We start from the raw sequence: 13,397 nt of genomic DNA on the forward strand, positions 1-13,397 counted from the left end.
ATGGTTGAAATAAATTTTATAAAATATTATTTGAATTAAAATAAATTCGAATAAATTATAGAATATAGGCTATATTATTAAATGATTTTAATATGGTTATTTAAAATATTAAACATATATGTTATACTATAGACATAATGTATACGTTTTATAAAAACAATATTGATTTAGGAGGATATATTGAATGATAGCATTTAAAAAAATGTGGGATGATGTATGTGATTCCCTGTCAAACAATCAGATAGAAAATATAAAAGTAATAGAAAATTTCAAGAGTGGATTTGTAATAAAAGACAATATAAATACTTATTTTATAACAAAGCAGGATTTTGTAGATATATGGTGCAATATAGTTTGCCTTAATGAAATAGGAATAAAAGAAAATCTAGACAAGAAATATTTATATGAGTATGAAATATTGAAGACACTTCCTTATATAAAAGAAAACGATGGAGTTTTAAAGCTGGCATAAAACAGCATCATTGAATGTTTAATATTAATGTTATATAATTTTATTAGGCTCATATTCTAAGAATATGAGCTTTTAAATTACGAAAAAAGGGGTAAATAGTATGACTGCCGACCTTAATTCACAGGATATAATATTCGCATTAGATATAGGAACACGTACAGTAATAGGAACAGCTGGAATTGTGAAAAATAAAAAATTTAATGTTATATCGGAATATTGTATTGAACATAAAGATAGAGCAATGGTAGATGGTCAAATACATGACATACAACTTGTATCAAATACTGTAAATGAAGTTAAACAAAAAATAGAAAAAGACTTGAATATGAAAATGGAAAAGGTGGTTATAGCAGCAGCAGGTAGATTTTTAAGAACTGTAATCTCAAAAGAGAATATGAAAATTGATTATGATAGTGAAATAGATAAAGATACTATAAGAAGTTTGGAATTAACGGCAGTGAAATCAGCAGAGGACGTAGTTAATAAGGATACTGATGGAAGATTGTACTGTGTAGGGTATAGCGTACAAAATTATTATCTAAACGGGTATTTGATAGGGAATTTACTATCACAAAAAGGAGAAAATATCTCCGCAGAAGTTATTGCCACATTTCTTCCAAGATCTGTAGTTGACAGTCTGTATTCTGTTATGGAAAAGGTTGAGCTTCAAGTAATAAGCTTGACCCTGGAGCCTATAGCAGCTATGGAGGCTGCTGTTCCACAAAAATTAAGACTTCTTAATTTAGCTCTTGTGGATGTGGGTGCAGGAACTTCTGATATAGCTATAAGTAGTAATAATACTATAAGCGCATATGGAATGGTTTCTAAAGCTGGAGATGAGGTTACAGAAATAATAGCTAAGAATTATTTAGTAGATTTTGATACTGCGGAAATAATAAAAAAGAGATGCAGCTCAGAGGAAAAGATAAAATATAAAGATGTTATTGGAATTGAAAATGAAATATCTGGCGAAGAAGTCATACAACTTATATCTCCTGTAGTAAAAAAAATAGCAGATGAAGTATCTTCAAAAATAATAAGTCTAAATGGAGATAAGTCACCAAATGCTGTATTTTTAGTAGGAGGTGGAGCACATACTCCTAAACTTCAAGAATTTTTATCTAAAAATCTAAATTTATCAATGCAGAGAATAGCAATAAAAGGCAGAGATTCAGTAAGTGATTGTATATGTATGGATAATTCTCTTGAAAGTACAGGAGTAACGGTGCTTGGTATTGCACTTGTTTCTATAAGAAAACTTGGGCATGATTTTATCGACGTTATTTTAAATGATACTGTAATAAGTTTATTTAATTCCCATAGACATACTGTTATGGATGTTATGATGCAGGCAGGTATAAATCCAAAAGTTTTAATAGGAAAAAATGGGAAAAATATAAGATTTATTTTAAATGATATAAGGAGAGTAGCATTTGGTTCAATGGGATCCAATTCTTCAATATTTATAAATGGAGTTAAGAAGAGCATTGACGAAGAGGTTAGAGAAGGAGATAATATAGAACTTAAGTATTCTATAAATGGAAAAAATGCAGAACCTAGAGTTAAGGACTATATTGACAATATATATTCTGTAAGTTTTTTTATAAATAATATAATAGATAGTCTTGAACCTGTAATATATATAAATAATAAAAAATCTGAACTTAACACATTTATTAGAGAAAATGATAGAGTTGATATAATATATCCTAGAACTTTAGGAGATTATAAAAGATATTTTGTGGATTCTAAAGATGATTTTATCTATTATTTAAATGATAATAAATTAGAAGATGAATATATAATTGAAGAAGGAGATAGAATATCAAGAATTTCTAAAGAAAAATCAGAAATTGCTGTTGATAGTGTTAAAAAAGATGAAGAAAATTATAATGAAATTACATTGACTGCAAATGGACAAAATATAAAACTAAAAGGAAAGAAAAAATACATATTTGTTGATATATTTAATCATATAGAATTTGATCTATCTAGTTCAAAAGGTGAATTATATCTTCATTTAAATGGAAAAAATGCGGGATACTATGATGAACTTTCTCAAGGAGATGTAATAGAAATAGGATGGAAATAAAAATTGATTAGGAGGATCAGTTAAATGAATTTAGACTTTTTAAAAATGGCCAGAAATATGCAGGATGAATTAGTTAAGGTTAGAAGGGATATTCATATGCATCCTGAACTTGATTATGAGCTTTACAGAACTCAAGGAAAAATAAAAGATGTTTTAGATAAAGAGAATATAGAATATGTTGAATCAGCCGGTTCAGGAATATGTGCGATAATAAGGGGCAATGGAAGCAAGACTATAGGATTGAGAGCTGACATGGATGCATTGCCTCTTCAAGATATGAAAAAATGCGATTATGCATCTAAGGAGAAAGGCAAAATGCATGCATGTGGACATGATGCACATACTACAATACTTCTTGGAGTTGCAAAGATATTAAACAGAATAAAAGACCAATTGAATGGAAATGTAAAATTATTTTTCGAACCTGCAGAGGAAACCAGTGGTGGAGCAAAGGTAATGATAAAAGAGGGAGTACTTGAAAGTCCACATGTAGACAGGGTAATAGGACTGCATGTGGAAGAGGGAATAGATGTAGGTAAAATAGGAGTTAGATATGGGGTTGTAAATGCAGCATCAAATCCATTTAATATAAAAATAAAGGGAATAGGAGCTCATGGTGCCAGACCTCATACGGGCATAGATCCTATTGTAATGGGAAGTTATGTTGTAGTTGCACTGCAAGAAATAATAAGTAGAGAAATTCCACCGACAGATGGTGCTTTAATTACTGTAGGATCAATACATGGTGGAACGGCCCAAAATATAATACCAACTGAATTAACTATAGCAGGAATAATAAGAACTATGAAAACTGAACACAGGGAATATGTTAAGAAAAGACTTAGAGAAGTAACTGAGGGAATAGTGAAGTCTATGAGGGGAAGCTGTGAAATAGAAATAGAGGAGAGTTACCCTTGTTTATATAATGATGATACTGTAATTAAGAATGTAGTTTCTTCAGCTTCCAAGATAATAGGTGATGAAAATATAGTAGACTTAAAGAATCCAAGTATGGGAGTGGAAAGCTTTGCATATTTTTCTATGAACAGACCATCGGCATTTTATTATTTGGGAAGTAGAAATGAGAGTAGGGGGATAACTAATCCAGCTCATGGTAATTTGTTTGATATAGATGAAGAATGCCTGCCAATTGGTGTGGCTATACAATGCCAGGCAGTATATGACTTTCTAAAATAATTAATATAAAAAATATACTTAAACTACCATATTTAAGTATATTTTTTATATTTTATAGAACTAATGTAGAATTATGTTGATTTAAATTAGATTATTATTATATAATTAATTAGTTGGGGAAAAATGATACATATTTTTATATTCTTATAGGAGTGAGTGAATGAAAATTGAAATAGGAATAAATGAATCAGGTCAGAGACTTGATAAATTTTTAAGAAAGTGGATGAAAGACGTTCCTTTGAGTGCTATATATAAGGCTATAAGAAAAGGCGATATTAAAGTAAATGGGAAAAAGAGAAAAGAAAAGTACTTTTTAGAAGAAGGAGATACAGTAGAGGCAAACTATATTACTTCTAAAAAGGAAAAAAATGAATTTAAGAGTATAGATAATAGCTTTTTGAAAATTATATATGAAGATGAAAATATGTTGTTAGTTGAAAAATGGCCCGGAGTGCTTGTACATTCAGATAGCAAAAGTAAAGATCCCACTCTGACAGATTATGTATTGTCACATTTATATGATAAGGGAGATTACATTCCAAATGAATCAGTAACCTTTACACCATCTCCCTGTAATAGATTGGATCGAAATACTTCAGGAATAGTTATCTATGGCAAAAACTATGAATCACTGAAGCTTTTAAATGAAATGATAAGAGATAGAACTGTAAGTAAGTACTATAAGGCAATAGTAAAAGGCAATATAAAAGATGGTATATACAGGGCATACATATGCAAGGATAACTTAGAAAATATATCAGAGATATATAATAGTCCTGGAGAAGATACAAAAGAGATTGCCATGAAGGTTAAAATGCTAAAAACCTGTGGTTTATATTCTTTTGTGGAATTGGACTTAATTACGGGTAGGAGCCATCAGCTTAGAGCTCATTTGGCTTATCTAGGAAATCCGATTATAGGAGATAGAAAATATGGAGAGGCAAAAATTAATAGCTTTTTTTATAATAAATATGGTTTGAATTATCAATATCTATATGCCTATAAGTTAAATTTTAAAAATTGTGCTGAAAAATTAAATTACATGGAAAATAAGACCATAACAGCAGCTCTGCCTCCTGTATTTAAGAAAATAAGAAAAGATATTTTTGAAAAATTTTAGCTTTGGGTAGGGAGTCTTTAATATGAAAGAGCAATCAACAACTAAAGGTTTTGCCATACTTTCAGCAGCAGGGATGCTTACAAAAGTTTTATCAATACTATATGTTCCACTCTTAATGGCTATAATTGGTGATGTGGGTTATGGAATATATGGAGCATCCTACCAAATATATGCCTTTGTATTTGTACTGACTAATTCGGGAATACCTGTTGCTATATCAAAACTTATATCAGAACTGACAGCTACAGGAAATTACAAGGATGCTGCACGGGGATTTAAAATAGCGAGAGCTGTTCTTGGTCTTGTAGGTATATTTATGTCTGTTATGTTAATTGTATTTGCACTTCCACTTGCAAGATTAACAGATAGAAGAGCATATTTATCCCTTGTGTCGTTATCTCCGGCCATTTTGTTTACATCTGTATCTTCATCTTACAGAGGATATTTTCAAGGTAGGGGAAACATGACGCCAACTGCAGTTTCACAAGTTATAGAACAAACTTTAAATATTATATTTTCTATAGCCTTTGCAGCTTATCTTATAAGGTATGGAGTAGAAGCAGGTACTGCAGGAAGCACCATAGGAACTTCAATTGGAGCCTTGGCCTCAGCCGCATTTTTAATGTTTTGTTACAATAACAATAGAAGTTTTAGAGATAAAAATAATTTAAATGAACATAAAAGAAGATTTACCAGTAAACAGCTTTTGAGAAAAATAATAAACTATGGAATTCCCATAACAATATGTGTAGGAATGACCTATGCTGGGAACATAGTAGATGTAATAAATACTACATCAAGACTTGTAGTAGGTGGATTTACAAAAGATGGTGCCATGATATTATATGGATATCTTAATAAATATCAGCAACTTATGAATGTGCCTATTGCTATTATTTCATCTCTAACAATGGCAATACTTCCAGCTATTTCTGCAGCTGCTGTTGTTAGAGATGAAAACAAAGTGAAACATAGTATAAATTATTCTTTTAGGTTGTGTTTTTTGATATCAATTCCATGCGCTGCAGGACTTGCTATTTTAAGCGGACCTATATTTAATCTATTGAAATTCAGGGGTGGAGCTTATATAATGGCATGTGGTTCAATAGTACTTGTACTTATGTCTGTTATGCAGATACAGACTACCATATTGCAGGGAATAGGAAAATTATATTCTGCTACAATATATTCGGTTATTGGTATCGCATGTAAGATAGGTATCAATTATATACTTATTGCAATTCCAAGAATAAATATACTTGGAGCCGTTGGGGGAAGTATAATAGGATATTTGGTACCTATCATTTTAAATCATAGAATGATTAAAAAATCACTTAGTATACATATAAGCATGCTTGGACATGCCGTTAAACCTGTGATTTCTTCTATATTTATGGGCATATTGGTATTCTTTGTATACTATGTATTGGATATATTGATACAATTAATAAGACCTGGATATATCGCAAATGCAGTTTCTACTATTATAGCAATTTTAATAGGAGCATTGAGCTATGTATTTATACTGGCAATTATAGGTGGAATAACAAAGAGGGATTTAAACAGCATGCCTGCAAGATTGACCAGATGTATTCCTAAATTTATAGTTTCAAAAATAAGATAGAGAAGAAGGTTCCTATAGAGGATTATAGAAACCTTCTTTTTTTATTTCATGCATATTTAAAATTAAACTTGTAAGTGAGGTCAGAATAAGACTTATTCCACAACCATATATATTTATTGAACGTATTCCAGTTAACAAATATATTAATATGAGTTCCTCAACTGAGACTATAAGAGAATTTCTGAGAAGTATATTTTGTTTGCCTATTCCATTTAATATGGAAAAACTTGCAGCTGAAACAAAACTTATAGGGGCGCAAAGAGAAGCGAATTTTATATAATTTCCAATATCATTTCTCTTATAGAATAATTGTCCCAAATAATCTGGAATACAAAGGCATACAACCATGGTTATTATGCCTAGAATTATAGAAACTTTTAAAACTTGAGATATTCTATTTTCTACTGCAAAATAGTCTCGACTGCTTATTTTTTCAGATAGGTCAGGGATTAAAACTATTGATATAGAATTTAGTATAGTAGTTGGAAAGAATACTATACTAAAGGCCATAGCTTTGAATCTGCCTATCATAGAAAGAGCTAGATTGTAGTCTATACCGGAAGATACAAGTCTTCTTGGAATAGTAAGTCCAGATACGGCAGATATTCCTGTAGACAAAAACCCATTTAAACATAGAGGGAATGATACAATTAAAACATTAAATAAAAGTTGAAATTTGTCTACGTTGTAATCTAGTGATTTTAAATATTTCCCCCGTTTTAACCTATAGAAAAAATAAAGTGTAACTAGACTTATGAGTTCTCCAAAAGCAAGTGTTAAATAAGCTGCAGTTACTGTTTTATTTACACCCTTTAATGTAAATGCACTTACTATATTTGTTATTATGATTATTCTTAGAAATTTTTCAACTACATCTATAAGTGCTGGAATTTTAACATCGGATGTACCATAGAAATATCCTTTAAATATGCATGATAGTGCTATGAAAAACATAGCAGGACAAATTACTTGAATAGCATGTACTGCCCTTATGTCATCGATTATATTCATACCTATGTATTTAGCATTTACAAATACGAAGCATATTATTATAAGAGACCATACGGAATCAAAAAGCAATGAAACTGAAATTGAACCATCTAAATTTGAAAAATCATCTTTTCCAAAATAAACAGCAGATGCTTTTGATATGGAGGTTACCATACCTCCGCAGATAAGGCATATAAATAGATCATATATAGGCATTATCAGATCATATAGCCCCATACCTTCCGCACCTAAGTACCTTGAAAGTATAATAGAGAATATAAAGGCAAATATACTTGTAATCAAGTTTGAACAAATTAAAATAAGTGAACTCTTTAAAAATCTGTCTCTTTTCATAAACAACTCCTAAATATATAGAATTAATAAATAAATATGATGTTAAAAAAAGATATATTCATATATAGATATAATTTAAAATATACATATTCTATGAGTTATAAAGTTAGGAGATTGTATAAAATGAAAAAAGCATTTAAAATATTACTTATTATAATAAGTGTATGTATCTTTGTATATGCAGTTAAATTATATTTTTATAAACAAAATACTTGTGTAAAACTGAAGATAGAGAACAAAAATTTAAGTTACAGTGTAAAATATAAAAATTTAAAGAAATCTGTAGATTTTACATTGGATAATGGAGGAAATTACTACATAGCATATAATTCCAAGATCCAGTTTATAGGAAAGGATGGTAAAAGCTATAATGTAATTGAAAACCCCAATTTCAATATAACAAGTATAGATTATAAAGATGATAAATTGTACTATTCTTCTAAAGATAAAATATATTGTTATAATATAAAAAATAAAAATAATAGTGAATTTGCATCAGGAATTCCGAATTATGGAGATTATAATAAAAGTATTGTAAAAGTAGATGGAGATGATCTTTTTGTTTCCATAGGGGCCGCGACTAATTCAGGTATAGTGGGGGAAGATAATAATTGGAAGATTAATGAACCTTATGCTCATGACATAACTCCCAAAGATATAACTTTAAAAGGTGTAAATTTTCTGAATGGCAAAACAGGTGCATTTCAAAGCTATGGAACAAAGAGTATTAAAGGACAAGTGGTTCCAGCTCACTTTCCAGGTAATGCATCTATTGCAGTTTATAATTTAAATACTAAAAAAGGAAGTACTTTTGCATGGGGGATAAGAAATGTTACAGCAATGGACTTTAATTCAGATAACAAACTTATATGTGTTGTAGGTGGAATGGAGAATAGGGGATCCAGGCCTATTATGGGTGATAATGATTATATATATGAAATAGAAAAGGGATTTTGGTATGGATGGCCTGATTATAGTGGAGGTGATCCAATTATATCTCCTAAATTTAAGGGAAAAAATGACCTGGGATTTTTACTTGAAAATCATCCTAATATGAATCCACCTTCACCTGTTTATCAATATAATAAGGTTTCAAGTCTAGGAAGTGCTGTAGTAGATAAATTAGGGAATATAGGTGAAAAAAATTGTATATTTTTTTATGATAAGATAGATAATCTATTATATAGTTTTAAATATCCCAAAGTAGCGAAAAAAGAAATTGTATTTAATAAAACTTCCGTAATAAAAAGCATGAAACTATATAATAAAAGTTTATTAATACTTGATAGCAGTAATGGATACTTGTATAGTATAGATAAGGGGAAACTTAATTCTATAAAGAATTTAAAAGAGTATAATAATATTTATATTTATCTTATTATATTTATTGTTTTAATTATTATATTAATTCTTAGAGTTAGAAGAGATTAATTAATATTGTTTAGAAAGAGGGAGATAATCTCAAGATGAAGGGAAAATTTGAAAGAACTTATGGTGGGGCAGTAAAAAAAATATTTTTTGCAGTAAATCCCCTTAAAAAGAAGATAATGAAAACTAACTGTACTGTTCATAAATTTATAATCATAAGATCTATAGAGATATTGAAAAATGATGGATATGAAGCTCAATATAATTATTTTAGAAAAAATGTATCTAGTCTGAATTCAGGAGTGACTTGGGCAGACCAGGATTTTAAAAGTTCAAATCATTTTTATCATGTAAGTAAGGGAAGAGGCCTGTATGGATTTTCAGATGCCCTTACTGAGTGTAAAAAATATTATAGTAAGTCTATTTATATGGCTAAAGATAATAATGTGGAGAAAGCAAATTTTTATTTTGGAGCTGCCTGCCATTTAATTCAGGATGTAACAGTACCCCAACATGTTAATAACAGACTTTTAAAAAGCCATAGAAAATTTGAATTATGGATTATAGGAAGACTCTTGTCTGATTATTCTTTTATAGCATATGATAAAGTGGTAAGATATGAACACTTAGAAGATTATATAAGAAATAATGCAGTAATGGCAAACAGTACGTATATAAAAAATTTAAATATAAAAAAAACATACGATAGATATCAAAAAATAGCTTCCTGTATAATAAAAGAGGCACAAAGAACTACTGCGGGGTTTATGCTCGATTATTATGATAAAATAAAGTCACTTAAAATTCTTCATTAAATTGAAGGATTTTTTTTATTATTAGAGAACATATCATATATAAAGTATTTACTTATTACGGAAATAAATACAGAAAAAGGAGGAAATGCTGTGAATAAAAAAGAAGTATTTATAAATATGGAAAATGAAATATTCAGAGGCAATTTATTGGATGTGGGATTAGATAATTATGGTATAGTATATAATATATACAAAGAATTCAATCACGAAATAAATGTAGAGTATGTAAGTGGAGAAGATGAGGGAAAGTATATAAAAGAAGATTATTATGATCTTTGTATTTTGTTGTTTTCATTTAGTACCATATGGTCTCAAGTCAGAAGGAAGATGATTATAGAAAAGATACATAGATGCTTGAATAAAGATGGTTTGCTTTATATATGGGATATAGATAAAAAAATTGGTAAAATTTTTAATGGAGATATAAAAATTCTAATTCCCGGAAAGAGATTAAAAAAAATAAAAATAAGAGACTTTAATATAATTCAAAATAGTTCAAAAGAAAATACACTAAATATTATAAGAAAATATTTTGATGTAGAAGAATACAATTTTACTGAAGATATATATTATATAAAGGCAAAAAATAGATGTGAAAAACAAGAATTAAAGGAAGTATCAATTACTGATATTAATGATGAGAATTAAATATAAAAATCTCAAAAGAGCCTCCTGGCTAATTTATGGAGGCTCTTTTGAGATTATTTATTGTTGACAACTTGGTCTAATTTAAACATTGTAAACATAATTCCCAGAATGACAAAGCATACATATATAATAAACATTGGCACAACCACCTTTTCTGTTTTTAAATTCCATTTTTATTGTTTGAATTATTATATCACAAAAAATATTAATTTATGTTAATTTTATTTTAATTTAAGATAAATTCATTAATTTAATATATATAGTATTTGTGTTAATATATTTTATAGTGCAGATAAGAGTTTGAGAGGAGAATTCATTTACAAATGAAAATAGTATTGACGGCTATAAATGCAAAATTTATTCACAGTAATTTGGCAGTTAGATATTTAAGGTCTTTTACTAGAGAGCTTGATTATACATGTGTGATAAAAGAATTTTCGATAAATGACAGAAGAGAAAATATGCTTGAAGAAATAATAAAAGAAAAACCTGATATGGTAGGTTTTTCATGCTATATATGGAATATAGACTATTGTACATCTTTGGCAGAACTTATAAAACTTATAAATCCTAATATAAAGATATTTTATGGAGGACCAGAGGTATCATATGATTGTTCTCAATTTTTAAAATACAATCCAGGGGATTATGTTATATCAGGAGAAGGTGAAGCTACATATTATGATCTTTTAAATTTTGAAATACAAAATTCAAAAGGGGCAGGTTATTCAGGTAAACTAGAAGAGATAAAGGGACTTTGCTTTAATAAAAATGGTAAAATAGTATTTAATGGTAAAAGAAAAGCTATGGATTTAAATGATATAATATTCCCATATAGTCGAAATGACAATTTGGACAACAAAATAGTATACTATGAAGCTTCCAGAGGGTGTCCTTTCTCTTGTAAATATTGTCTTTCTTCAACTACAGAAGGTGTTAGATTTTTAAATGTAGAAAGAGTAAAATCAGAGTTGAAATTTTTAATAGATAAAGGCATAAAACTTATAAAGTTTGTAGATAGAACTTTTAATTGTAATTATAAATTTGCTATAGATATATGGAAATTTATAATTTCCCAGGATACTGATGCTACATTTCATTTTGAGATTTCCGCAGATATATTAACTGATGAAGAAATAGAAGTATTAAATAGTGCACCTAAAGGAAGAATACAGCTTGAAGTAGGTGTTCAAACTACAAATTGGGAAGTACTTAAAAACATAAATAGAAAAGTAAAATTCTCTGATATAGAAGATAAAGTTAAAAGAATACAGAAATATCATAATATAAATCAGCATCTTGACTTAATAGTTGGACTTCCAGGAGAAGACTTTACATCATTTAAAAATTCATTTAATAATGTATACTATATTTATCCGGAAAAAATACAGGTAGGTTTTTTGAAGCTTTTAAAGGGATCCTCTATGAGATATGAAGCTGAAAAATGGGGTATAGTATATTCACCATTTCCACCTTATGAAATATTAAAAAATGATTTTATAAGTTATATGGAAATTTTGTCTTTAAAAAGAGTGGATGAGGTTGTAGATAAATACTATAATTCGGGCAAATTCAATAATATATTAAAATATTTTTTAAATAAATTCGGCACACCATTTGATTTTTACTATGAATTGGGTAAATTTTTTTATGATAAAGGATATTTAAATAGAAATATCTCTGCAATACAATATTATAAAGTATTTTTAGAGTTTAATTCGGAACATTTGGAACAGGATAATATTGAATTAAAAGAGATTATAAAATATGATTATCTTAAATTTAATAAAAAAAGATGGCTTCCTGAATTCCTTGTTAGGGACAGAATCAAAGAAGAGGAAAGAATTTTGAAAAATAGAATAAAGGATGGAGATATAGCAGTTTCAGGAAATTATCATATAGAAAAGTTTTTTATAGATATCCATAAGTTTCAAAATAGTGGTATATTGGAGAAAAAAGAAGGATATATAATATTCGATGGTAGTAGTAGCAGAGAAATATATTTGTTTGATTAATTAAATTGTGTGCCAGGTATACAATATCTGGCACAGAGTATAAAAAATGCTTATAAGCTATTTTTTGTTGAGTTTATACATTTTTTTTGCTTTGTCCATATAAAGTACACCATCTAAGTGGTCTATCTCATGACAAAAAGCTTTTGCTAAAAGTCCGTTTGCCGTATATTCTGTTTTTTCACCATTTGGAGTTATGCCTGTAACTATAACTCTTTTTGGTCTTGTCACAATGCCCTCATATCCTGGATAGCTAAGACAACCTTCTGTACTTTCTTCATGTCCAATTTTTTTTATAATTTTAGGGTTTATAAGTACAATTGTCCTGGAATCTTCTCTTCTTAAATCTATGATTATAATTCTTTTCAATATTCCTATTTGAGGGGCAGCAAGACCTATACCACCATCATTGTTATATAAAGTATCTTTAAGATCTTTTATAATACCTAGAATGATATTATCTATTTTTTCAACTTTACGGCTCACTCTTTTAAGAGCTTTATTTCCATATTGCAATACTTCTTTTACTGCCATTTAATTATACCCTCCTATAAAGTAAGTTCTAATTAAATTATACATTTAATTAAAATAACAATCAAATACTGGAATTATTTATAAATGTATTTACATTAAAAAGAAAATAGTATATTCTAATGTATATACACTAGTATGCGTTTAGACCAGCTAGTAAAAGTCAATAGAAAT

At 28.5% G+C, this 13,397-nt stretch carries 11 protein-coding genes; 9 read left to right on the top strand and 2 right to left on the bottom strand.

Going from position 1 to position 13,397, the window contains the following annotated elements:
* The first annotated feature begins 184 nt into the window (after positions 1-184).
* The 5 genes from J418_RS0103025 (at position 185) to J418_RS0103045 (ending at position 6,505) form a co-directional block, all read left to right on the top strand.
* Positions 185-472 carry a hypothetical protein gene (locus tag J418_RS0103025; RefSeq protein WP_017750570.1) on the top strand — a complete coding sequence of 96 codons (288 nt, stop codon included), beginning with the start codon at positions 185-187 and terminating at the stop codon, positions 470-472.
* A gap of 100 nt (positions 473-572) precedes the next feature.
* Complete coding sequence (locus J418_RS0103030) at positions 573-2,564, top strand: cell division protein FtsA (protein ID WP_017894764.1); 1,992 nt, start codon at positions 573-575, stop codon at positions 2,562-2,564.
* A gap of 24 nt (positions 2,565-2,588) precedes the next feature.
* The gene (locus J418_RS0103035; protein ID WP_017750568.1) at positions 2,589-3,761 is read left to right on the top strand and encodes a M20 metallopeptidase family protein; all 1,173 of its coding nucleotides are present in this window, start codon (positions 2,589-2,591) and stop codon (positions 3,759-3,761) included.
* 160 nt (positions 3,762-3,921) lie between these two features.
* Positions 3,922-4,881 (top strand): RluA family pseudouridine synthase, encoded by a 960-nt coding sequence (locus J418_RS0103040; protein WP_017894765.1) that lies wholly within the window; start codon positions 3,922-3,924, stop codon positions 4,879-4,881.
* 22 nt (positions 4,882-4,903) lie between these two features.
* Positions 4,904-6,505, top strand: a complete 1,602-nt coding sequence (locus J418_RS0103045; RefSeq protein WP_017894766.1) for a putative polysaccharide biosynthesis protein — start codon at positions 4,904-4,906, stop codon at positions 6,503-6,505.
* 12 nt (positions 6,506-6,517) lie between these two features.
* Here the strand turns inward: J418_RS0103045 and spoVB are convergent, their stop codons facing one another.
* On the bottom strand, positions 6,518-7,849 hold the full coding sequence (gene spoVB, locus J418_RS0103050) for a stage V sporulation protein B (protein WP_017750565.1): 1,332 nt from the start codon (positions 7,847-7,849) through the stop codon (positions 6,518-6,520).
* Positions 7,850-7,972: 123 nt separating this feature from the next.
* Between spoVB and J418_RS0103055 the strand changes: the two genes are divergently transcribed.
* The 4 genes from J418_RS0103055 (at position 7,973) to J418_RS0103070 (ending at position 12,695) form a co-directional block, all read left to right on the top strand.
* The gene (locus tag J418_RS0103055; RefSeq protein ID WP_017750564.1) at positions 7,973-9,280 is read left to right on the top strand and encodes a PQQ-dependent sugar dehydrogenase family protein; all 1,308 of its coding nucleotides are present in this window, start codon (positions 7,973-7,975) and stop codon (positions 9,278-9,280) included.
* 35 nt (positions 9,281-9,315) lie between these two features.
* Entirely contained in the window at positions 9,316-10,032 is a 717-nt protein-coding gene (locus tag J418_RS0103060) for a zinc dependent phospholipase C family protein (RefSeq protein ID WP_017750563.1), read from the top strand.
* Between the two features lie 90 nt (positions 10,033-10,122).
* Positions 10,123-10,680 (top strand): hypothetical protein, encoded by a 558-nt coding sequence (locus tag J418_RS0103065; protein WP_017750562.1) that lies wholly within the window; start codon positions 10,123-10,125, stop codon positions 10,678-10,680.
* Positions 10,681-11,003: 323 nt separating this feature from the next.
* The gene (locus tag J418_RS0103070; RefSeq protein WP_017894767.1) at positions 11,004-12,695 is read left to right on the top strand and encodes a B12-binding domain-containing radical SAM protein; all 1,692 of its coding nucleotides are present in this window, start codon (positions 11,004-11,006) and stop codon (positions 12,693-12,695) included.
* Positions 12,696-12,752: 57 nt separating this feature from the next.
* Here the strand turns inward: J418_RS0103070 and def are convergent, their stop codons facing one another.
* Positions 12,753-13,226 carry a peptide deformylase gene (gene def, locus J418_RS0103075; protein ID WP_017750560.1) on the bottom strand — a complete coding sequence of 158 codons (474 nt, stop codon included), beginning with the start codon at positions 13,224-13,226 and terminating at the stop codon, positions 12,753-12,755.
* Between the last annotated feature and the right edge of the window lie 171 nt (positions 13,227-13,397).

This window comes from Clostridium tyrobutyricum DSM 2637 = ATCC 25755 = JCM 11008 (assembly GCF_000359585.1).
Lineage (GTDB): Bacteria > Bacillota > Clostridia > Clostridiales > Clostridiaceae > Clostridium_B > Clostridium_B tyrobutyricum.

Bases quoted from the DNA above. Each gene is read 5' to 3' on its own strand.
- J418_RS0103025 (WP_017750570.1), top strand. From the start codon at position 185: ATGATAGCATTTAAAAAAATGTGGGATGATGTATGTGATTCCCTGTCA.
- J418_RS0103030 (WP_017894764.1), top strand. From the start codon at position 573: ATGACTGCCGACCTTAATTCACAGGATATAATATTCGCATTAGATATA.
- J418_RS0103035 (WP_017750568.1), top strand. From the start codon at position 2,589: ATGAATTTAGACTTTTTAAAAATGGCCAGAAATATGCAGGATGAATTA.
- J418_RS0103040 (WP_017894765.1), top strand. From the start codon at position 3,922: ATGAAAATTGAAATAGGAATAAATGAATCAGGTCAGAGACTTGATAAA.
- J418_RS0103045 (WP_017894766.1), top strand. From the start codon at position 4,904: ATGAAAGAGCAATCAACAACTAAAGGTTTTGCCATACTTTCAGCAGCA.
- spoVB (WP_017750565.1), bottom strand. From the start codon at position 7,849: ATGAAAAGAGACAGATTTTTAAAGAGTTCACTTATTTTAATTTGTTCA.
- J418_RS0103055 (WP_017750564.1), top strand. From the start codon at position 7,973: ATGAAAAAAGCATTTAAAATATTACTTATTATAATAAGTGTATGTATC.
- J418_RS0103060 (WP_017750563.1), top strand. From the start codon at position 9,316: ATGAAGGGAAAATTTGAAAGAACTTATGGTGGGGCAGTAAAAAAAATA.
- J418_RS0103070 (WP_017894767.1), top strand. From the start codon at position 11,004: ATGAAAATAGTATTGACGGCTATAAATGCAAAATTTATTCACAGTAAT.
- def (WP_017750560.1), bottom strand. From the start codon at position 13,226: ATGGCAGTAAAAGAAGTATTGCAATATGGAAATAAAGCTCTTAAAAGA.